The following is a 22,094-nucleotide window of genomic DNA, read 5'->3' as shown; positions in this document are numbered from 1 at the left end:
TTAACGGACAATGCCACGGGTAGAATTTGCCAGAAAATCGCTGAAGATTTTTACATACTGATTATTTTCAGCCATCTCAGCAATTTCTTGTTGTGCTTCTTCTAACGTTTTTCCGTTACGATACAAAATCTTGTACGCATTTCTAATTGCATTCAATGAATCTTTATCAAAACCACGGCGTTTCAGCCCTTCGACATTAGTGCCAAAAGGTGTTGCATGATTCCCCTGAGCAATAACGTATGGCGGAATATCCTGTACCACACCGGAACACCCGCCCACCATAGCATGAGAGCCAATCTGACAAAACTGATGAATCGCACTCATACCACCAATGATGACATAATCACCCAGGATAACATGCCCCCCCAAAGTACCATTATTAGCAATGACACAACGATCACCGACAATACAGTCATGAGCAATATGGGCATTAATCATCAACAAATTATCATTACCGATTTTCGTTACACCGCCACCTTGCACAGTGCCACGATGAATGGTGACACTTTCGCGGATACGGTTACGATCACCAATTTCAACTCGGGTTGGTTCACCGTGATATTTCAGGTCCTGATTCATTTCGCCAATAGAAGCAAACTGAAAAATCTGGTTATCACGGCCGATTTTGGTTATTCCATTGACAACAACATGAGACTTCAGCTCTGTACCTTCGCCAATTTCAACCTGAGAGCCAATACAACAAAACGGCCCAATACGAACATTGGCACCAATAACCGCACCATCTTCTACAATAGCGCTAGGATGTATATAAGCGGTTTCATCAATCATGGGCTAAACCTCACGACGGCGAGCACACATCATTTCTGCTTCGCAAGCTATTTCTCCATCGACTTTCGCTACGCCTCTACAACGCGCAACCCCTCGACGCTCCTTAATAAATTCTACTTCTAATATCATTTGATCCCCAGGTACTACCGGGCGTTTAAAGCGGGCACCATCGATAGCGGCAAAATAATAGAGCTCATTTGGCTCTAGCTTACCCACACTCCTAAATGCCAGAATTCCGGTGGCCTGTGCCATAGCTTCAAGGATCAGAACGCCTGGGAAAATAGGTTTGCCGGGAAAATGCCCCTGAAAGAAGGGTTCGTTAAAAGATACGTTTTTTACTGCACGTAAGAATTTACCTTCCTCAAAATCAAGCACGCGATCCACTAATAAAAACGGATAACGATGTGGAAGTAGATCTAAAATTTCTTCAATGTGCAGAGTATGATTATCACTCATCTAAATACTCTTCCTGTCAAAAGGACTAATTGTATTAACGACACGGCCCGCTTAAACCCCAAATCCAGAGTTCCCAGGCAGGCCGCAAAAATAAGACACAACCAAAAATATAGTGCAATTAAATATAGTGCAATTAAATTAAATATAGTGCAATTACTCGTTTTCGTCTTCCAGCTTACTCTCCATTGACTTAAGACGTTTATTCATTTCATTGATATTCATGACTAAAGCTGCCGTCTTACGCCAAACTTTATTTGGTTGTGCCGGAATTCCAGAGGAGTATACACCAGGTTCAGTGATAGGACGCATCACCATACTCATCCCCGTGACTGTTACCTTATCACAGATTTCCATATGTCCATTAATGACACTGGCGCCACCAATCATACAGTAACAACCAATTTTCAGACTACCGGCCATGACCACACCGCCAGCAACCGCCGTATTGTCACCAATGATAACATTATGAGCAATCTGACACTGGTTATCGATAATGACACCATTACCAATAATGGTATTATCCAAAGCTCCTCGATCGATAGTTGTACAGGCACCAATCTCAACCCGGTCACCAATAATGACTGAACCTAATTGAGGGATTTTAACCCATTTACCACGATCATTCGCATAGCCAAAACCATCAGACCCGATCACTGTTCCTGACTGAATCAAACACTGTTCACCCATTTCAACATTATGATAAACAGAGACATTCGCCCAGAGACGAGTTCCCGCGCCAATACGCGCATTTTTACCAATAAAGCAGCCTGCACCGATAACAACATTATCGCCAAGGACAACGCCAGATTCGATAACCGCATTGGCTCCAACAGCAACGTTTTTACCCAAAATTACCTGAGGTGAAATCACCGCAGAAGGGTGAATATCCTGTGCGGGAACCGGTGTTGTATCCATAATCTGAGCCATATAGGCATATGCCAGATAAGGATTATCGACAACCAACGCCGGAATATTGCAATAAGGAAGATCTGACGCCTGGAGAACAACAGCGGCAGCCTGACATTCACCTAAACGTTCACGGTAACGACTGTCAGACAAAAAAGTGATCTGTTCGCTATTGGCCGAATGCATTGGTGCAATACTGGTGATAACAATATCGTCATCACCATGTAATTGTGCATTCAACTGCTGAGCTAAATCAGCCAATCGAATTGAAGACATCTATTATTTAACCTGTTTTAATACACTTGCAGTAATATTTTTGCCAGATACTGAATAAGCAACAGCATTCGCATCAATAACGACATCATAGCCTTCTTTGCCAGCAACCACTTTGATTGCGTCCTGGATACGACTTAGAATTTTGTTGCGCTCTTCCATCTCGCGACGACGGTGATCTTGTTCAAAAGCTTGGGCTTTTTTGCCAAATTCTTCACGCTTAGCCATCACCTCTTTTTCCAGATTAGTACGTTCACTGGATTTCATAGTGGAGCCATCGCGCTGTAATTTCTGGATCTTGGACTGCAAGTCAGTTTCCATCCGTTGCAATTCAGATGCGCGGTTTTTAAACTCATTTTCCAACTGCTTCACAACAGCTTCGCGGGCTGGTAGCTGCTGGAAAATCTCACCAACATTTACAACGGCAATTTTGTCTGCTGCCTGAGCACCAACAGAGAAAGCTAATGCAATACCAAAGCTTGCTGCACACAACCATTTTTTCACTATAAACTCCTTAAACCACGCTATCTGTAACCTATTGGAAAACTTAGTTAATGCTCTGAAACCTACGATTTCAGAGCTTGCTCTATCAATAATAAGATAAAAACGCATTATCACCAGGTTTTGCCAATATTAAATTGGAATTGCTCCGATCTATCACCTTCGTAATCTTTGATCGGCTTAGCATAAGAGAACACCAGCGGACCTAAAGGAGACATCCATTGCAATGCAATACCCGCAGAAACACGGATATTACCTGGTTTACTGTAATCAGGTATACCACTGCTCTTCATCGCAGCAGAATCATTCCAATAAGTATCCCAAACCGTACCTGAATCAATAAAGAATGAAGTTCGGACAGAATTCGAATACTTACTATCGAGGAATGGCGTTGGCGTAATCAACTCAAGGCTGGCTACCGCCATTGCGTTCCCCCCCACCGCATCGCGAGATGGGCTATCTTTCTTAGGCAGCCCGTCTTTATTCAGGTAAATAGCCTTAGGACCGATATTGTTAGAACGGAAACCACGAACCGTACTGGAGCCACCTGCATAAAAGTTTTCATAGAATGGTAACTCTTTACCACCTAATCCATCACCATAGCCTAAACGGCTGCGCCCCAAAATCACCCAAGTATGATCATCATTAATCGGATAATACGCAGAGGTGTCAAGAGTCACTTTATAGAAGTTATTATCCGAACCAGGAATAGTCACTTTACCATTCAGTGTCGATTTCACCCCGGATGTTGGGAAGAAACCACGGTCAAGGTTGTTATATGTCCAACCTACATTCAAAGCAAAGTCATCTGCTTTGAACTCAGCTTTACTTTTATAATCTGGTTTCTCTCCCATAGAATTCAGATAACGCCACATTGCAGCCTGCGGAAGCATATCAGACAGCGAGTTATGAATATAATTTAATCCAAAACGCAGAGAGTTATTTTCATTAATCGGAAAACCGAGGAAACCATCTATACCGTAACTTTGGTTAGTATAGCCGGATAATTCAGCATCATCAGCCCTGAAATCGTTGTAGAATACCCGGCCACCAAGACTCACTCCATTAACTGTGAAGTATGGATCAGTGAAGGAGAGCTCTGCATAGGTTGAATAATCGTTCTTACTGGCATTAATCCCCACAGCATTACCTGTACCTAACCAGTTATCTTGCTGAGCACCAATCTGGAAACTAACGCCGCTTTCTGTACCAAAACCAACACCAAAGTTCAAAGAGCCGGTATTACGTTCTTTCACTTTATAAACGACATCTACCTGATCAGGGCTGCCTGGTACACGCTGAGTTTCAACATCTACCGTTTCGAAATAACCCAAACGGTTAAGACGCTCTTTACCCAGTTCAATCAGATCACTTCCTAACCATGCTCTTTCCATCTGACGCATTTCACGACGTAGAACGGAATCTTTAGTGGTGTCATTACCAGAGAAACGAATTTTACGAACATAGAAACGGTTACCTGCATCAATATTGACATGCAGTTTTACTGTCTTGTCTTGATCATTGATTTCAGGTTGCGTCATTACTCGTGGGTAAGCATAACCATAGCGACCAAGCAAGTTCTTGATATCATTTTCCATTTTAGTCACCTGAGTCCCGTTATACAGAGATCCAGGCTCAATGACAGCCAGTTTAGTAATTTCAGACTGATAACCCGCCATATTACCGTTCAGGTCAATACCTGATATTTTGTATTGATCACCTTCAGTTATATTTATCGTGACATAAATACCTTTTTTATCTGGCGTCAAACTGACCTGAGTCGAATCAATGTTAAAACGGGCATAACCGCGATCAAGGTAAAAACTGCGCAATGCTTCAAGGTCACCAGTCAGTTTTTGTTTCTGATATTTCTGATCGGCAGTCAGATTCCACCACGGCACATCATCTCTAAGTTGGAAACGATTCAATAACTCATCAGAAGAAAATGATTTATTACCAACAATGTTAATTTGCTGGATTTTTGCCGAAACACCTTCAGCGAAAACCAGTTTCAAATCGACACGGTTACGTGGAAGTGGCGTAACAACCGCTTTTACACTAGCGTTGTATTTACCCACACTATAATAGAAATCCTCCAACCCTCTTTCGATATTGGACAACATCGTACGGTCAAGGGCTTCTCCGATCCGAACATGAGATGCCTCAAGGTTTTGTTTCAACATGTCATCTTTCACCGATTTATTGCCAGAGAAAGTGATGCTGGCAATAGTCGGCCGTTCTTTTACCTGAACAATAAGTGTATTGCCATCACGCAGGACACGAACGTCTTCAAAGTTACCAGTAGCAAATAGTGCATGAATGGTACGACCGATATCTTCATCGCTGACCGTATCACCTACGCGAACTGGCATATTCAGTAATGCTGCACCTACGGCGACGCGTTGAAGACCTTCAAAGTGAATATCCTGAACTACGAATCCGTCTGCACCGTATGCAGTGGCGCTGCCAAACAGCAGCGACGCTATGAGTAACTTTTTCATCGCCATCGTTGTAATGCGTCTTCCTAACTAGTCTTCCGCTTTAAAAACGGGAGAAATCATTGAAAAGTGCAAGCCCCATCAATAACACCAGTACTACGGCACCGATGCGATAGCTGAAGTCTTGTACACGCTCGGAAACTGGCCCACCTTTTATCTTTTCGATAAACAAGAAGAGCAAGTGTCCACCATCTAACACAGGTAATGGGATCAGATTAATAACCCCAAGATTGACACTTATTAGCGCCAAAAACATCAAATAATACACCAAGCCGGAATCAGCCGACACCCCCGCCCCTTTAGCGATAGAGATAGGACCACTCAGGTTGTTAATTTTCACATCACCAACGATCAGCTTACCAATCATACTGACAGTTAATCGCATCAGTTGCCAAGTCTTATCTCCTGCCTGATACATGGCAGAGAAAGGCCCGTATTGCTGAACGATTCTATATTCATCGGCTAATGGCACAACTCGCAGTTCCACACCGGCAAAACCAACTTTCCTGCCACCAGACTGTTGTCTTGCTTCCGGCGTCATAGAGAGAGAAATAATATGACCAACCCGATCCACGGAAAGTTCCAGCGGGACATTCGGATTATTGCTGACAAAGGATGTAAAAGTATGCCAAGTATCTATTTCCTGGTCACCGACTTTAACTATCCTATCTCCCTTTTGCAAACCCGCTTTTTCTGCTGCGGAGCCAGGGATAACTTTTTCCACCAGAGAATCCAAACGAGGACCAACAGGCATAATCCCTAGTGACAACACAGGATCCTGCTTATCCGGATCAAAGCTCCATTGCTGCAAATCCAACGTTTTCTCCACCGGATATGATGAGCCTGGAGAGATAACCTGAACAGTCATGTTATCGTCACCTATCTTACCTACCAAAGCAAAACGAACTGAATTCCAATCAGGCGTTTCGATACCATCTACGGATTTTAGTTCCATTCCCGATGAAATATTTGCTTGCGCAGCGATAGAATCTGGTTTGATATCCGCAACAACAGGACGTATTGCCGGCACACCAATAATAAACACCAACCAATAAACCACAGCCGCCAATAAAAAGTTAGCAATTGGCCCGGCACTGACTACCGCGGCACGCTGACCAAGTGTTTTATTATTGAATGCCATATGACGGTGTTCAGGAGAAACAGGTGAAACACGCTCATCAAGCATTTTCACATATCCCCCCAGTGGAATAAGGGCTATAACATATTCAGTTCCTTGACGATCTGTACGCCGCCATAGAGCTTTACCAAAACCAATGGAGAAACGTTCAACGTGAATACCACACTTTCTGGCCACCCAAAAATGGCCAAACTCATGCACAGTGATCAATATCCCTAGCGCAATAATAAAAGCCGCCAGATTCCAGAGAATTCCCATCATATTCTTCAAACACCGTCAAACATAGAGATCAAAATACCAGCAACATTAGGCCAGTAAAAACAGGGATCGCAGCCGTCAGGCTATCAATACGATCCATAACACCGCCATGTCCCGGAATTAGCTGGCTGCTATCCTTAATACCCGATTCACGTTTGAACATACTCTCAGTCAAATCACCAAATACAGAAGCGATAACAACAATAGCAGAACACAACATGAGTTTTTCAGGCATTGCAGGTACTGGAGCATATTTCCCAAACAACCATGAAATAATGGCCGCTGTCATTAACCCCCCCATTAATCCTTCCAGCGTTTTTCCTGGAGAAACTTTCGGTGCCATTTTACGTTTACCTAAAGTACGTCCGAAGAGATAAGCACCGGAATCCGCTCCCCACACTAGCAACATGACATACAATAACCACCATGCACCATAATATGAATTATCATCATATCCCTGAGTCCGTAACACCATCATTCCACAGTAAAACGGCACTAATGTCAGGACACCAAACAAAAGGCGCAATAAAATGGAGCTCTTCCAAATTACAGCGGAAGAAGGATAGGTAACAACCAGAAGCGTCGCGACAATCCACCAAATCATTCCCCCCCATAAGATAAAAGTGATTTGTGGTTGTCCAATCAAATCAGTGAAATCTGGCAGAGTATATTGTAAGGCCAATAAACCAATAGCAAACAGAACGGCCAAAATAGCCCGTTTCTTTTGGTTAAATAAGCCAGCGAATTGCCCCCATTCCCATGCAGCAAGGGCTGAAACAGCAATAATCACCAACCCAAACGCTACTGGTGGCAGCAAAAACAGAGCGGCAATCACAAGAGGGATTAATATCACAGCCGTTATAAGGCGGTACTTCAGCAAGAGTTCCTCCTATGATCCCACATCGGCATCGTCTGGTATTGTTCCGCCAAACCGGCGTTCTCTTTTGGCAAAGGCATTAATTGCACCTTCAAAAACGTTTTCATCAAAATCAGGCCAGAGTATATCGGTAAAATAGAATTCTGCATAAGCTATCTGCCATAACAGAAAATTACTGATACGATGTTCACCTCCGGTTCTGATGACCAAATCAACCTGAGGCTGCTGGCTTAGATTCATATAATTATTAACTAATTCTTCAGTAATATCCTGTGGCTCAAGGGAATTATCCTTAATCTGCTGAGCAATTTTCTGAACACTTTGAACAATATCCCAACGACCACCATAATTTGCAGCAATATTAAGTTGCAGACCCGTATTATTAGCGGTCAACTTGACTGAGCGATGGATTCGATCCTGTAAACGCTCACTGAACCGGCTGATATCACCAATAACAGATAATCTAATATTATGCTTATGTAAGCTTTTGATTTCGCTATCTAGTGCAAAAATAAATAATTCCATTAAAGAGCTGACTTCTTGTTCCGGCCGATTCCAGTTTTCACTACTGAAAGCATACAACGTCAGTGACTCAATTTTATGTTTAGCCGAGAAACTCACCGCACTACGTACCGCTTTAATCCCTGCACGATGACCAAAGGCTCTTAATTTCCCTCGTTTCTTTGCCCAACGGCCGTTACCATCCATAATAATGGCAACATGTTTAGGTAATAATGACGATAAATCGTTCTGATGATGATCGCTGGATAATATCACTCAATTAATCCTTTGCTGGTCAAGGTAATTCTCTTACAAGTTCAGGCATCCAAACATAAAAAAGCCGTGTCTGGTATCCACGGCTTGGGTAAAAGCCTAATTATCTGGAAGAGAACTTCCAAAATCTGAACCGTTAATTATATCAACCAACAGTTATACGCAAACTATACCATCAGGTAAAAATGCGGACAAATACCCATTTGCCAATCAAAGACTATCTGATAAATGAACGAATAATCTTTATAGCTAAATCTCTTGCGAGATTATCAATCTGTAAGACTTCCTCAATGCTCTGAGGTTCCGGCAAATTTAGTTTTTCTACAACCTGCCGGTTTATAATTGCAATATCTGTGAAAGAGATTCCATTTTGTAAAAAAATCTTAACGATTTCTTCATTCGCTGCATTCAACGCCGTGGTTGCAGCCTGACCTGCGTGGCAAGCTTCAATAGCCAGTTTCAAACATGGATACCGTTCATAATCTGGTTTCGAGAACGTCAGTGTACCTAAAGAACAAAAATCAAGAGGTTCAACACCAGAAGCAATACGATTTGGGTATGCCATTGCATAGGCAATGGGTGTACACATATCCGGTGTTCCTAATTGAGCAATAACGCTGCCATCCTGATAACGGACCATAGAGTGAATGACTGACTGAGGATGGATTACTACTTCCATTTCCGCAGCAGAGGCATTGAACAGACAACACGCCTCAATATATTCCAAGCCCTTATTCATCATTGTCGCAGAATCTACCGAAATCTTACGCCCCATCGACCAATTCGGATGAGCACAAGCCTGGTCCGGTGTTACAAAAGCTAATTGCTCCAAAGGGGTATGACGAAAAGGCCCGCCAGATCCTGTCAGAATGATATTAGCAATTCCATATTGTTTTAGATCTCCGCGCCCAAGGTTTCGTTGTATTACCTCTGGTAAGCTCTGAAAAATAGCATTATGCTCACTATCAATGGGTAATAATTGAGCATTATGTTTCGCTACAGCATCCATAAAAAACCGACCGCTGGTGATCAGCGACTCTTTATTAGCAAGTAAAATCTGTTTACCCGCCCGGATGGCAGCCAGCGTTGGCAATAAACCAGCCACACCAACAATCCCAGACATAACCTGATCTGCATCATTCAAAGCAGCCAAATCACACGCAGCCTGTTCCCCGAAAAATACCTCGGTTTTACAACCTTGTTCAATAAGCAGCTGACGCAACTCTTTTGCGGAAACTTCATCCGCCATTGCAGCATATTGAGGCCGAAACTCCAGACATTGCTCTGCCATAACCTGGATATTTTTTCCAGCGGCAAGCGCTGTTACTTTGAATTTATCAGGATTATTGCGAACTACAGTAAGTGTACTTTTGCCTACGGAACCTGTGGAACCAAGGATGGTCAACCTTTTCATACTGATGCTCTGAATTGTTTTATTTGATGTGTATTGATACTTGTCTGATTTGCCTGGCTATGAACGCTCATGACTTCAGAGAAATGCCGAACAAAAATAGCGCCACAAGATAGCAGCGCTTGATATACCCGTCATCTTTCAAGTTGCCTCTTTGTTGGCTGCACTCTCTCACCCCGGTCACATAGTTATCTATGCTCCCGGGGATTCGCTCCCTTGCCGCCGCGATCCATCTTGAAATCCATAGGGTATATATCTTATGAAAGAGATTAGAACTCCATCAGTTCTTCTTCTTTCTTCGTCAAAGCTTCATCAACTTTTTTGATGAAATTATCCGTCAGCTTTTGAATATCATCCTGCGCACGACGCTCATCATCTTCACTGATCTCTTTGTCTTTCAGCAGTGCTTTGATTTTGTCGTTAGCGTCACGACGAATATTACGCACAGAGACACGCCCCTGCTCAGCTTCGCTACGAACCACCTTAATCAGATCCTTGCGGCGCTCTTCTGTCAATGGTGGCAAAGGAACACGGATTGTTGTTCCCGCAGAAGATGGATTCAGCCCTAAATCAGAAGCCATGATTGCCTTTTCAATCGCCGGCGTCATAGTACGATCAAATACCGTGATAGCTAGGGTACGTGCATCCTCAGCGACGACGTTAGCAAGCTGACGCAAAGGCGTTGGTGTACCATAATACTCAACAGTGATACCATCCAGCAGACTAGGAGAAGCCCGGCCAGTACGAACCTTACTGATTTGGTTTTTAAGTGCTTCGACGCTCTTTTCCATACGGTCTTGTGCGTCTTTTTTGATTTCATTAATCACGTTACAAACCCTTGGGAACTGGTTGTTTTAAAGCCATAAGCTATTATGACCATGTTTGTTAAATTTGGCGTATCAGGCGACTCATCATACCGCTAAACATCTCTGGTGTCTTTGAACATTACTCGTGAGAAATCAGGGTGCCTTCATTTTCCCCCATTACCACACGACGCAACGCTCCCGGCTTATTCATGTTAAATACGCGAATAGGTAAGCTGTGATCACGAGCCAGCGTGAATGCCGCCAAATCCATAACTTTCAATTCACGCTCTAATACCTGTTGGTAAGAGAGCTTATCGAACAATACCGCTTCCGAATCTTTAGCCGGATCAGCTGAATAAACACCATCTACTTTAGTTGCTTTTAGCACAACATCTGCTTCAATCTCAATACCACGCAAACACGCTGCCGAATCTGTAGTAAAGAACGGATTGCCGGTACCCGCAGAGAAAATAACAACACGACCATGACGTAATAAACTAATCGCTTCTGCCCAACTATAGTTATCACAAACGCCATTTAAAGGAATTGCAGACATTAGACGGGCGTTCACATAGGCGCGATGTAATGCGTCCCGCATTGCCAGACCATTCATCACTGTTGCCAACATGCCCATGTGGTCGCCGACTACACGGTTCATCCCTGCTTCTGCCAAGCCAGCACCACGAAACAGATTACCACCGCCAATGACGACACCGACTTGTACGCCTAACTCAACCAGTTCTTTGACCTCCTGAGCCATGCGATCTAACACGCTGGCATCTATACCAAAACCTTCTGCACCTTGCAGGGCTTCTCCACTGAGTTTAAGCAGGATACGCTGATATACGGGTTTTGCATTGGTTGCCATGATGTTCTGTCCTAAGCAGAAAAGTATATTGGGGATTTACATACATCCGAGCCATTCTGACCAGATGCAAAAACTCAACACCTACTGGGATAGGCGATTTAGATTAGATAAAACAGAACCGCCATTTGGCGGCCCTGTTTGTAAAAATTAAGACTATTTACTCATTGCAGCAACTTCTGCTGCGAAATCAGTCTCAACTTTCTCAATACCTTCACCCACTTCATAACGGATGAAGCTGGTCACTGTAGCAGTGTTTTCTTTCAACAGATCGCCAACTGTTTTGCTTGGATCCATCACGAAATTCTGACCTGTCAGAGAAATCTCACCTGTGAATTTATTCATACGGCCAGAAACCATTTTCTCTGCGATTTCGCGTGGCTTACCAGACTGCATTGCGATATCCAGTTGGATTTGGTGCTCACGATCAACAACATCAGCTGGTACATCACTTGGGTTAACATATTCTGGCTTGCTCGCAGCGATGTGCATAGCCACATGCTTAATCAGCTCTTCATTAGCGCCAGCGCCTTCAGCCGCAACCAGAACACCGATACGTGCACCATGCAGGTAAGTACCCAGTTGTTCACCTTCTAATATAGAAACGCGACGAATGTTAATGTTTTCACCGATTTTAGCAACCAGTGCAGTACGTTGTTCTTCAAACTTAGCTTTCAGAGTTTCAACATCAGAGATTTTATCAGCCAATACTGTTGCCATAACTTCTTTACCGAAAGCAATGAAACCTGCATCTTTGGCAACAAAATCAGTTTCACAGTTCAGCTCAACCAGAGCGCCGAATTTGCTATCAGCAGCCACTTCCGCCAGGATGATACCTTCAGCAGCAACACGGCCAGCTTTCTTAGCCGCTTTCGCTTGACCTGATTTACGCATGTTGTCAATCGCTAATTCGATATCGCCATTAGCTTCAACCAGCGCTTTTTTACATTCCATCATACCTGCGCCAGTACGCTCACGCAGTTCTTTTACCAAAGCAGCGGTAATTCCAGACATTTGTTTTATTCCTCGATGTATCCCGCAGGAAGAGAGTATTCCGCATGGATAGTTCTTATATCAGATACGTAAAAGGGGGCCATAACAGGCCCCCCTAACCAATATATTTCAATACCTGGTTAATAAGGGCTCAATAATGAGCTTGCCTTATTATTCAGCTTCTACAAAGCTTTCTTCTGCCTGAACAGCCAGATCTTGAGAACGACCTTCACGAACAGCAGTAGCAACAGCACCTAGATACAGTTTTACTGCACGGATTGCATCATCATTACCAGGGATGATGAAATCAACACCATCTGGATCAGAGTTAGTATCAACAACAGCGAATACTGGGATACCCAGGTTGTTTGCTTCTTTGATAGCAATGTGTTCATGTTCAGCATCGATAACAAACAGAGCATCAGGTAAGCCGCCCATATCTTTGATACCACCCAGACTATTTTCTAACTTACCAAGTTCACGAGAACGAATTAACGCTTCTTTCTTGGTCAGTTTGTCAAAAGTACCGTCCTGAGACTGTGCTTCTAAATCTTTCAAACGTTTGATGGATTGACGAACGGTTTTCCAGTTAGTCAGCATACCGCCTAACCAACGGTGATTAACGAAGTATTGATCACAGTTCTGAGCTGCTTCTTTAACCGCTTCGCTCGCAGCACGCTTAGTACCAACAAACAAAATTTTGCCTTTGCGTGAAGCAATTTTGTTCAGTTCAGCTAACGCATCGTTGAACATTGGAACAGTTTTTTCCAGATTGATGATATGCACTTTGTTACGAGCACCAAAGATGAATGGTTTCATTTTTGGGTTCCAGTAACGAGTCTGGTGACCGAAGTGAACGCCCGCTTGCAGCATATCGCGCATGGAAACAGTTGCCATTGTAAACCTCTGTAAAATATTAAGTTGGGGTTATGCCTCCACGAGCCCCATAACACCGACTCTTTAGCTGCATGTTCTGCATGAGAGCACCCCGGTGTATGTGCCGACCCGTGTGTGTTATTTACACAGTGAGTATGTTTAACGCCACCCTGTTTTGCCTCAGTGGCAAATACACAGAACGCCGGCGCACTTTATATCATAAACCGGCCTAAGACACCAACTTTTGTTGCCATTCTCTGATAGCTCAATGTGGAAAGAAAAGCCCGGTTACGAACGGTATTCTTGATGAGTAAATAAAGGTAACGAGGGAAATAGGGCTGCCAACTGTTATTGGCAGATATTCTGTAGGCTGATACCATTAGTTCAATAATTTTTTCCTTGTTGAAAAACAGACAACCAGCAGATTCGCTGGCTTTGAATGGACAAGTTTCATGGCAATCTCAATTAAAACCTCTAAAGATATTGAAAAAATGCGCGTCGCCGGTCGACTGGCGGCAGAAGTATTGGAAATTATTGAACCTTACGTCAAACCCGGTGTAACAACAGGTAAATTAGATCGTATCTGTCACGATCACATTACCAATAAACAACAGGCTGTCTCTGCCTGCCTTGGCTATCACGGTTTCCCAAAATCTGTTTGTATCTCTGTTAATGACGTAGTGTGTCATGGTATCCCAAGTGATGATAAGACCTTGAAAGATGGCGATATTGTTAATATCGATGTGACTGTCATCAAAGAGGGCTTCCACGGTGATACATCAAAAATGTTCATAGTTGGTAAACCAACCATTCAGGGTGAGCGCCTGTGCCGCATCACTCAGGAAAGCCTCTATCTAGCCTTGAAAATGGTGAAACCCGGTATTCGTCTGCGCACCCTTGGTAGAGCCATCCAACAATTTGTTGAAGCCAACGATTTTTCTGTGGTCCGTGAATATTGCGGTCACGGCATCGGCGCAGGCTTCCACGAGGAACCACAAGTATTGCACTATGATGCAGATGATGGTGGCGTTGTTCTGCAAAAAGGTATGGCTTTCACTATTGAGCCAATGGTTAACACCGGTGACTACCACATCCGTACCATGAAAGATGGCTGGACAGTCAAAACCAAGGACCGCAGCCTGTCTGCGCAGTATGAACATACCATCGTTGTTACTGATAACGGCTGCGAAATCATGACATTGCGTAAAGAAGAAGAGCCAACGCTTTCCGCAGTCTTGGTAAATGAATAATTAAAACAGCAAACTATGAAGCCTTGTTGAAATCATACAAGGCTTCTAAATCTTTTCTCCGCAATATCCCCTTGTTCAACACCCTACTTTCTCAGTAATCTGGCCGTTATGATTCGCCTTTCTCATAGGTTTATACTTATGTCAGCAGATATCGCCACAATTCAAGCCCCTATCCCGCCACTTTCTCCCGCTGATTTTTCCAGTGAAGATCTTCGCTACCCTGTGTTGAAACAGCACCTCGAAGAATTTCAGCTTTGGCTGGAACATGCATTTAAAGCGGGTATTTCCGCAGAAGCCTTGATTTCTGCACGCAGTGATTACATAGACCAGTTATTACAACAATTATGGTATGCCTATGGATTTGATAAAATTTCATCACTTTCATTGATTGCCGTCGGCGGATATGGCCGGCGGGAACTGCATCCGCTATCTGACATCGACGTGTTGATACTCAGTGAACAACCACTCACACCGCCTCAAGCTCAGAATGTCGGACAATTTATCACTTTACTATGGGATATCCGACTGGAAGTCGGCCACAGTGTCCGCACACTTGAAGAGTGTTTGCTGGAAGGGTTATCAGATCTGACTATTGCGACGAATTTAATCGAATCACGGTTAATTTGTGGCGATCCATCCATTTTTCTTCGATTACAGCGACATACCTTCAGTGATGGTTTTTGGCCTTCCACTGAATTCTTTGATGCCAAAATTGTCGAACAACACGAACGCCATCAGCGCTATCACAGCACCAGTTATAACCTGGAACCTGATATCAAAAGCAGCCCCGGAGGATTGCGAGACATTCATACCCTACTGTGGGTTGCCCGCCGCCATTTTGGTGCAACCTCCGTAGATGAAATGGTCGACTTTGGTTTCCTGACAGCAGAAGAACGTAATGAATTAAATGAATGCCAAAGTTTCCTCTGGCGTATCCGCTTTGCTCTTCATCTGATAGTCAATCGTTATGATAATCGTCTGTTATTTGATCGCCAGTTCAGTATTGCTCAATTACTAGGCTATCACGGAGAGCGTAATCAACCGGTAGAACGAATGATGAAAGATTTCTACCGGATGACACGCCGCGTTAGCGAACTCAACAATATGCTACTGCAACTGTTTGATGAAGCCATTCTGGCATTGGAAACCCATGAAAAGTCCCGCTCGTTGGATAGTGAATTCCAACTACGGGGACAACTTATTGATCTTATTGATGAAACTCTGTTTATCAAAGAACCCGCCGCTATTATGCGAATGTTTTATCGCATGGCGGAACATGAAGAAGTTCAAGGTATTTATTCTACTACGTTACGCCACCTCCGTTATGCACGCCGCAACCTGTCTCAGCCATTGTGTGAATTACCGGAAGCTCGCCAAATCTTTATGGATATCCTACGTCACCCAAGGGCGGTTGAAAGCGCATTTGTGCCCATGCATCGTCACAGTGTCCTTGGCGCTTACACACCGCTTTGGGGCAATATCGTCGGTCAGATGCAGTTTGATCTGTTTCACGCCTATACCGTCGATGAACATACCATCCGCGTACTGAGAAAACTGGAAAGTTTTGCCGATGAGAATAATCGTCCAGCCCATCCACTCTGTGTTGAGCTATACCCTCGTCTGCCTCAACCAGAACTCCTACATCTTGCTGCACTATTTCATGATATCGCCAAAGGGCGTACCGGTGACCATTCTGAACTTGGCGCTGACGATGCGCTCGCGTTTTCACTGCAACATGGGCTTAACTCACGAGAAGCTGATTTAGTAGCCTGGCTGGTTCGTCATCATCTGTTAATGTCAGTCACGGCTCAAAGGCGAGATATTCAGGACCCAGAAATCATCAAGCAATTTACCCATCAAATCCTCAATGAAACCCGGTTACGCTACCTGATCTGCCTGACAGTCGCTGATATCTGCGCCACCAATGTCAACCTATGGAATAGTTGGAAGCAGAGTTTGTTACGGGAACTCTATTTCTCTACAGAGAATCAATTGCGCCAGGGAAATACACCAGATTTTCGGGAACGCATCCGTCATAACCGTTTCCAGGCACTTGCTCTGTTGCGCCAGGATAATATTAACGAACAGAAACTTCATCAGCTTTGGAGTCGTTGTCATGCAGATTATTTTCTTCGTCATACGCCAAAACAACTTGCCTGGCACGCCCGTCATTTAGTGCAACATGATTCTCAAGAGTCACTGATACTGATAAGTACCAAGCCAACCCGTGGCGGTACAGAAATTTTTATCTGGAGCGTAGATCGTCCTTCCCTGTTTGCGGCGGTTGTCGGCGAACTGGATAGACGTAACCTGAGTGTTCATAATGCTCAGATCTTTACCAATCGTGATGGTATGACAATGGACACTTTCGTGGTACTGGAACCCAATGGTCATCCTTTAGCATCGGATCGCCATGAAATAATACGTGACGCACTTTTACAAGTTGTTCTGGCTCCTCACACCAAAACACCGAAAACACGAAAATTGCCAACCAAACTGCGTCACTTCAACGTACCAACAAAAGTCACCTTCTTGCCTACCCATAATGAACGACGAACCTATATGGAACTATTTGCCCTGGATCAACCGGGATTGCTGGCAAGGGTCGGTAATATTTTCGCCGAAATGGGGGTTTCACTGCATGGTGCACACATCACCACCATCGGTGAACGTGTCGAAGATTTTTTTGTGCTGGCAGATAAAGACCACAAGGCATTAAATAAAAAAGTCAGAGAAGAATTGTCAGAAAGGTTGACAGCAACCCTAAATCCAAAGGATAAAATATAACTCAATATATATACCCTAATGGATTTCAAGATGCATCGCGGCAGCAAGGGAGCGAATCCCCGGGAGCATAGATAACGATGTGACCGGGGTGAGTGAGTGCAGCCAACAAAGAGGCAACTTGAAAGATGACGGGTATAAGCCCATGATTCGGACGATAACCAAGGAACCCGATGCAATGCAGCAATTACAATCCATTATCGAAAATGCTTTTGAAAACCGTGCAACGCTTACTCCAGCAACCGTCAACCATGAAACACGTGATGCAGTTACTCAAGTCATCAACCTGCTGGATAGTGGAAAGCTACGCGTTGCAGAGAAAATTGACGGTCAGTGGGTCACTCATCAATGGCTAAAAATGGCTGTACTGCTCTCTTTCCGTATTAATGAAAATCAGATCATTGATGGCACAGAAAGCCGTTATTTCGATAAAGTTCCGATGAAATTCTCTGACTATGATCAGGCAAGATTTGAAAAAGAGGGCTTTCGTGTAGTGCCTCCTGCGGCAGCACGTCAAGGGGCCTTTATTGCCCGTAACTGCGTACTGATGCCTTCCTATGTCAACATCGGCGCTTATGTTGATGAAGGAACAATGGTAGATACCTGGACAACAGTCGGCTCCTGTGCCCAAATTGGTAAAAATGTCCATTTATCCGGCGGTGTCGGTATCGGTGGTGTATTGGAACCATTACAAGCGAACCCAACCATCATTGAAGACAACTGCTTTATTGGCGCCCGTTCTGAAATTGTAGAAGGTGTGATTGTCGAAGAGGGTTCAGTGATTTCAATGGGTGTCTATATTGGTCAAAGCACCAAAATCTATGATCGTGAAACAGGCGAAATTCATTATGGTCGTGTCCCTGCGGGTTCTGTTGTTGTCTCTGGCAACCTCCCATCAAAAGATGGTAGTTACAGCCTGTATTGTGCTGTCATTGTCAAAAAAGTGGATGCCAAAACACGAGGAAAAGTGGGCATTAATGAACTCCTCAGATCGATAGATTAAACTTTAAAATAGCGGATAATAAATAAGTCCGCTATTTTTTTGCTTTTTATCATCATTACCAACCTCAGTTAGTGTTATTAATATAGACAGTTTGAATACGGACAACATGCACGCTCCGAAACGTACACAAAGTACGTAAGGTATTTGGAGACGATCCGGATTCAAAATGACGCATAGAATAACCTACTGGGAAAAATACCCTTAAGGTGGTGCCATGTACGATAACTTAAAGAGTCTGGGGATCACATATCCCGAAGAAATTGACCGCTATAGTCTGCGTCAAGAAGCTAACAACGATATTCTGAAAATCTATTTTCGTAAGGATAAAGGTGAATTCTTTGCTAAAAGCGTGAAATTCAAATATCCGCGTCAGCGCAAGACTGTGACTGCAAACAATGCAGAGCAAGGATACAAAGAGATCAACGAAATCAATACCAACCTGCGTTATGTGATTGAAGAGTTGGATCAGATTTGCAAACGTGACCAAGTAGAAATCGATTTGAAACACAAAATCCTTGACGACCTGCGTCATCTTGAACACGTTGTTGCCAACAAGATTGCCGAGATTGAAGCCGATCTGGAAAAACTAACCCGTAAATAAAACGGTTCTATTAATTACACCGCCTATATCCTATTCGGTATAAGCGGTGTATTGTAATTATTCAATTAACTCTCCCCATTGTCTGATCCAAGGCTGAGCAAAAACTTCCGGTTCAGCTTCCTCCACTGCATCCACCATCAAAACTTCACCGATTCTTATTGCTCCTTGCTCTTGTAGTAACTCATCAAAAGTGCGGCCACCACCACAAAAATTCTCGTAACTGCTATCACCCAAGGCGATCACACCATAGCGTAATTCTGGCTGATAACCCAGTTCATCTCGCAAGGCATAATAAAGAGGTTGAATATTATCGGGTAAATCCCCTTGTCCAGTCGTTGAAGTGATAACTAAAACCATTTGATCGAGATAGGATTGCCATTGTTCCAGCTCCCCCTCTTCAAAGACTTCTACATCGTGACCTTGTTGTTCAAGGATCTGCTGTGCTTCTTCTGCAACAGCGAGCGCGTTACCATAAACAGTACCAACAAAAATACCTATCTTTGCCATAACTTATTTATCTCTTTTTAAAGGAATTATTAGTTATCCTCGCTGGCAACAGCAGAAAACTCAACCCTTCCCAAATCAGGGATAATTACCTTACCAGCTAAGTCGTCGCATCAAATCAAATATTGCCACTATCAAGTTGACTCTGTCATGTAAACAGGATCGTGACTGCTCCCCGCCGTAAAGACGTCGTCTTAAATCAAGTTATTTAATCAATAATAATTCAGTGTTAAAATCACTTTTTTAAACAACTTTAGTTGATGATATTGATATTAATATGAAAAATGACTATATCCTTTTCTTCAAGATCAATAATAGCATAATGAGATTAATAGAATGGCACAAATAAGCACTAAATAAAGGAAAACCATCACCATGTTTAATAATAGAGCTGTCGTGCTTAGTGTGTTATTAAGTGCCGCAAATATTACCGGCTCATCGGGTCTCATGATTTGGGTAGATACCGTGCTTAAAAGCGGAGGAATGATTTTAAACGCTTATATTCCTGTTTTTTCTTATTTATTAGGGTTATCTCTGGGATGTATGACCATATCCTTTTTTATTCGAAAAATGAATATTGCTTTGTTTGAAAAAAATATTTTTGGCTTCTTCTTATTAATAGCAACGATAAACTGCATTCTCTTTGTAAGAGAAACAATACTTATTCCAATTTGGCTGGATACTCTGCATAGAATATTATGGGGAGTAATAAGTGGATTTATTGTCACAATGGGAAGAAATATTCTTATAACCACAGGAAATGAAAAGAAAACGAATAGTAATTTTTCTATTTTAAGCCTGGCGTTATTAAGTCTACCATTTTTAATTCCTGTTATTTTCTCTCTTTTAAGTTTAAATTCCCGTACATCAGCAGACTTTTTTTCTGCTTTTATTTACTCTATTGCTTCAATTATTTATTTAACTGACTTTAAAAGTCATAATTTAAAAAACAACAATTTAAAAAACAATAACTTAAAAAAACAAAAACACAATATTAAATATCCTGTGAAAACAACCAATAAATTAGCTGTTTTCTTTGACTTTTCCAGTTTAGTTATAATCAATGTTTGCTTTTTCCTATCCTTAATGATTATGCCATCAATGCGAACAAAATATTTTGAGCATATTGATATAATTCAAATGTATATCATATTACTGATTATATGGTTCCCCTGTGCAATTGGGATCATGTCATTAAATCTGCACTTTTAACCAAAAGAATCATGATAGGCAATATCATGCAATTATTCTCTCTCGGATTCTGTTTACTTGGCATTATAACAAATTCTGGCATACTCTATTTGCTATTCACAATTATGGTATTTTTAGCTAATACCATTATGCAACCTATTTTTTTCTCTTATCTAGGATTATATTCAAAAAACTCTCTTTATACTTTGGGTATGCAATCAGGTATTTATGTATTTATTACTATGATCATCCTTTTTTATACTATTTATTTAGGTGTTGGCGTTGAAGACATCATTTCTGGATTTACAATATTACTAATTTCTTCAATAGTTATTTCGACTATTTTTCACTTTACCATTAACTCTAAAAAACAATAAATCCAACATAATTAACCTGAGGTTTGCTTAAGAAGCGAACTAAGTGCCTGAGGCACGATCAAAGTTTTTGCTAGATAAAACAAAATCGTGGAGATCCTCAGGCATGTTTAATTTAGAAGAACTTTACTGCTGCGTCGATGACTTTTGCCAAAAATTTATTCCTCTCTGGCATCAATAGTTAATTGAAAATGGTTTGCTCAAACGTCGCCGCGAAGCTTCCCTTTCTTTCAGTGAAGTGATGACGCTCCTCATTTTATTCCACATGAGCCATTATCGTGATTTTAAAACGTTTTATATTCAGCATGTCAAACACTATCTTAAGGCCGATTTTCCCCGCTTGGTCAGCTACACCCGCATGTTAACCTTAAAGCAAAGGGCGCTCATTCCTCTCTGTGCTTTTCTTTCGTCACGCAAAGCTGAAACCCAGGGGATCGCTTTTATTGATTCAACCAAAATTGCCGTTTGCCACAATCTCCGTATTCCCCGTCATCGCGTATTTCAAGGCGTCGCACAGCGAGGGAAAACCAATACCGGCTGGTTTTATGGCTTTAAACTTCATCGGGTTATCAATAATTGTGGTGAACTTTTGGCGGTTAAGTTGACCTCAGGAAATAAAGATGAGCGTCATCCTGTCAAAGCGCGGGTACAAGGGTTAACAGGGTGTTTATATGGCGATAAAGGGTATTTGTCACAGGCCTTGTGCGATGAACTGGAAGCACGTTAATCACTCATGTCCGTAGTAACATGAAGAATGAAGACAAAAGCGTTATATCTCTGGGATAAGCTGATGTTAAGAAGGTGATTTTTGATAGAAACGGTCATAGATCAGCTTAAAAATATTTCTCAGATAGAGCATTCAAGACACCGCAGTCAGCTCGGTTTTTTATTGGAAATCGTCGCTGGCCTAATTGCTTATACATTCCAACCTAAAAAACCGAGCTTGAATTTACGGGATTGTGATAT

Annotated in this window: 20 protein-coding genes and 1 pseudogene; 7 read left to right on the top strand and 14 right to left on the bottom strand. The window is 42.6% G+C overall.

The features are described from left to right. The 13 genes from lpxA to rpsB form a co-directional block, all read right to left on the bottom strand. A complete protein-coding gene (lpxA, locus tag ACGF49_RS20810; protein ID WP_113044014.1) occupies nucleotides 1-789 on the bottom strand; it encodes an acyl-ACP--UDP-N-acetylglucosamine O-acyltransferase in 789 nt (262 codons plus the stop codon). 3 nt (nucleotides 790-792) lie between these two features. Continuing rightward, a complete protein-coding gene (fabZ, locus tag ACGF49_RS20805; RefSeq protein ID WP_011145059.1) occupies nucleotides 793-1,245 on the bottom strand; it encodes a 3-hydroxyacyl-ACP dehydratase FabZ in 453 nt (150 codons plus the stop codon). A gap of 153 nt (nucleotides 1,246-1,398) precedes the next feature. Beyond that, on the bottom strand, nucleotides 1,399-2,427 hold the full coding sequence (gene lpxD / locus ACGF49_RS20800; protein ID WP_113044013.1) for a UDP-3-O-(3-hydroxymyristoyl)glucosamine N-acyltransferase: 1,029 nt from the start codon (nucleotides 2,425-2,427) through the stop codon (nucleotides 1,399-1,401). 3 nt (nucleotides 2,428-2,430) lie between these two features. Then, nucleotides 2,431-2,928, bottom strand: coding sequence for a molecular chaperone Skp (gene skp / locus ACGF49_RS20795; RefSeq protein WP_112894895.1), 498 nt, complete (start codon nucleotides 2,926-2,928; stop codon nucleotides 2,431-2,433). A 110-nt stretch (nucleotides 2,929-3,038) separates the two neighbouring features. Continuing rightward, nucleotides 3,039-5,432, bottom strand: coding sequence for an outer membrane protein assembly factor BamA (bamA, locus tag ACGF49_RS20790; protein WP_113044012.1), 2,394 nt, complete (start codon nucleotides 5,430-5,432; stop codon nucleotides 3,039-3,041). Nucleotides 5,433-5,466: 34 nt separating this feature from the next. Continuing rightward, nucleotides 5,467-6,822 carry a sigma E protease regulator RseP gene (rseP, locus tag ACGF49_RS20785; protein ID WP_113044011.1) on the bottom strand — a complete coding sequence of 452 codons (1,356 nt, stop codon included), beginning with the start codon at nucleotides 6,820-6,822 and terminating at the stop codon, nucleotides 5,467-5,469. 28 nt (nucleotides 6,823-6,850) lie between these two features. After that, nucleotides 6,851-7,699, bottom strand: a complete 849-nt coding sequence (cdsA, locus tag ACGF49_RS20780) for a phosphatidate cytidylyltransferase (protein WP_112879147.1) — start codon at nucleotides 7,697-7,699, stop codon at nucleotides 6,851-6,853. A gap of 9 nt (nucleotides 7,700-7,708) precedes the next feature. After that, nucleotides 7,709-8,404: a (2E,6E)-farnesyl-diphosphate-specific ditrans,polycis-undecaprenyl-diphosphate synthase gene (ispU, locus tag ACGF49_RS20775; RefSeq protein WP_228900898.1), complete on the bottom strand. Its 696-nt coding sequence runs from the start codon at nucleotides 8,402-8,404 to the stop codon at nucleotides 7,709-7,711. 283 nt (nucleotides 8,405-8,687) lie between these two features. Further along, on the bottom strand, nucleotides 8,688-9,884 hold the full coding sequence (gene ispC / locus ACGF49_RS20770) for a 1-deoxy-D-xylulose-5-phosphate reductoisomerase (RefSeq protein ID WP_228900885.1): 1,197 nt from the start codon (nucleotides 9,882-9,884) through the stop codon (nucleotides 8,688-8,690). A gap of 266 nt (nucleotides 9,885-10,150) precedes the next feature. Next, entirely contained in the window at nucleotides 10,151-10,708 is a 558-nt protein-coding gene (frr, locus tag ACGF49_RS20765) for a ribosome recycling factor (RefSeq protein ID WP_113044008.1), read from the bottom strand. A gap of 118 nt (nucleotides 10,709-10,826) precedes the next feature. Then, entirely contained in the window at nucleotides 10,827-11,555 is a 729-nt protein-coding gene (gene pyrH / locus ACGF49_RS20760) for a UMP kinase (RefSeq protein WP_112879144.1), read from the bottom strand. A 153-nt stretch (nucleotides 11,556-11,708) separates the two neighbouring features. Beyond that, nucleotides 11,709-12,566 (bottom strand): translation elongation factor Ts, encoded by an 858-nt coding sequence (tsf, locus tag ACGF49_RS20755; RefSeq protein ID WP_113044007.1) that lies wholly within the window; start codon nucleotides 12,564-12,566, stop codon nucleotides 11,709-11,711. Nucleotides 12,567-12,716: 150 nt separating this feature from the next. Beyond that, the gene (gene rpsB, locus ACGF49_RS20750; protein WP_112879142.1) at nucleotides 12,717-13,442 is read right to left on the bottom strand and encodes a 30S ribosomal protein S2; all 726 of its coding nucleotides are present in this window, start codon (nucleotides 13,440-13,442) and stop codon (nucleotides 12,717-12,719) included. Nucleotides 13,443-13,873: 431 nt separating this feature from the next. On the opposite strand from rpsB, the gene map reads away from it, so the two are divergent. The 4 genes from map to ACGF49_RS20730 all read left to right on the top strand — a co-directional run bounded on the left by map (nucleotide 13,874) and on the right by ACGF49_RS20730 (nucleotide 19,059). After that, entirely contained in the window at nucleotides 13,874-14,671 is a 798-nt protein-coding gene (gene map, locus ACGF49_RS20745; RefSeq protein WP_113044006.1) for a type I methionyl aminopeptidase, read from the top strand. Nucleotides 14,672-14,809: 138 nt separating this feature from the next. After that, nucleotides 14,810-17,458 carry a bifunctional uridylyltransferase/uridylyl-removing protein GlnD gene (gene glnD / locus ACGF49_RS20740; RefSeq protein ID WP_113044005.1) on the top strand — a complete coding sequence of 883 codons (2,649 nt, stop codon included), beginning with the start codon at nucleotides 14,810-14,812 and terminating at the stop codon, nucleotides 17,456-17,458. Between the two features lie 175 nt (nucleotides 17,459-17,633). After that, the gene (gene dapD, locus ACGF49_RS20735) at nucleotides 17,634-18,458 is read left to right on the top strand and encodes a 2,3,4,5-tetrahydropyridine-2,6-dicarboxylate N-succinyltransferase (RefSeq protein WP_113044004.1); all 825 of its coding nucleotides are present in this window, start codon (nucleotides 17,634-17,636) and stop codon (nucleotides 18,456-18,458) included. A gap of 214 nt (nucleotides 18,459-18,672) precedes the next feature. Then, complete coding sequence (locus tag ACGF49_RS20730; RefSeq protein WP_011145044.1) at nucleotides 18,673-19,059, top strand: DUF3461 family protein; 387 nt, start codon at nucleotides 18,673-18,675, stop codon at nucleotides 19,057-19,059. Nucleotides 19,060-19,116: 57 nt separating this feature from the next. On the opposite strand, the gene ACGF49_RS20725 is transcribed toward ACGF49_RS20730, so the two are convergent. Further along, nucleotides 19,117-19,566: a flavodoxin gene (locus tag ACGF49_RS20725; RefSeq protein WP_113044003.1), complete on the bottom strand. Its 450-nt coding sequence runs from the start codon at nucleotides 19,564-19,566 to the stop codon at nucleotides 19,117-19,119. Nucleotides 19,567-19,938: 372 nt separating this feature from the next. Here ACGF49_RS20725 and ACGF49_RS20720 point away from each other — a divergent pair, with 372 nt between their 5' ends. The 3 genes and pseudogenes from ACGF49_RS20720 to ACGF49_RS20710 form a co-directional block, all read left to right on the top strand. After that, nucleotides 19,939-20,775, top strand: a complete 837-nt coding sequence (locus ACGF49_RS20720; RefSeq protein WP_349010657.1) for a hypothetical protein — start codon at nucleotides 19,939-19,941, stop codon at nucleotides 20,773-20,775. Between the two features lie 26 nt (nucleotides 20,776-20,801). Beyond that, nucleotides 20,802-21,131, top strand: coding sequence for a hypothetical protein (locus ACGF49_RS20715; RefSeq protein ID WP_113044001.1), 330 nt, complete (start codon nucleotides 20,802-20,804; stop codon nucleotides 21,129-21,131). A 238-nt stretch (nucleotides 21,132-21,369) separates the two neighbouring features. Further along, nucleotides 21,370-22,094: pseudogene (locus ACGF49_RS20710) on the top strand (IS982 family transposase); the annotation flags it as partial.

Origin of the sequence: Photorhabdus sp. RM96S (assembly GCF_042879335.1) — a bacterium.
GTDB lineage: Bacteria > Pseudomonadota > Gammaproteobacteria > Enterobacterales > Enterobacteriaceae > Photorhabdus > Photorhabdus kayaii.
Note: the sequence above shows the minus strand (reverse complement) of the source record. Positions and strands in the feature narration are given on the sequence as shown.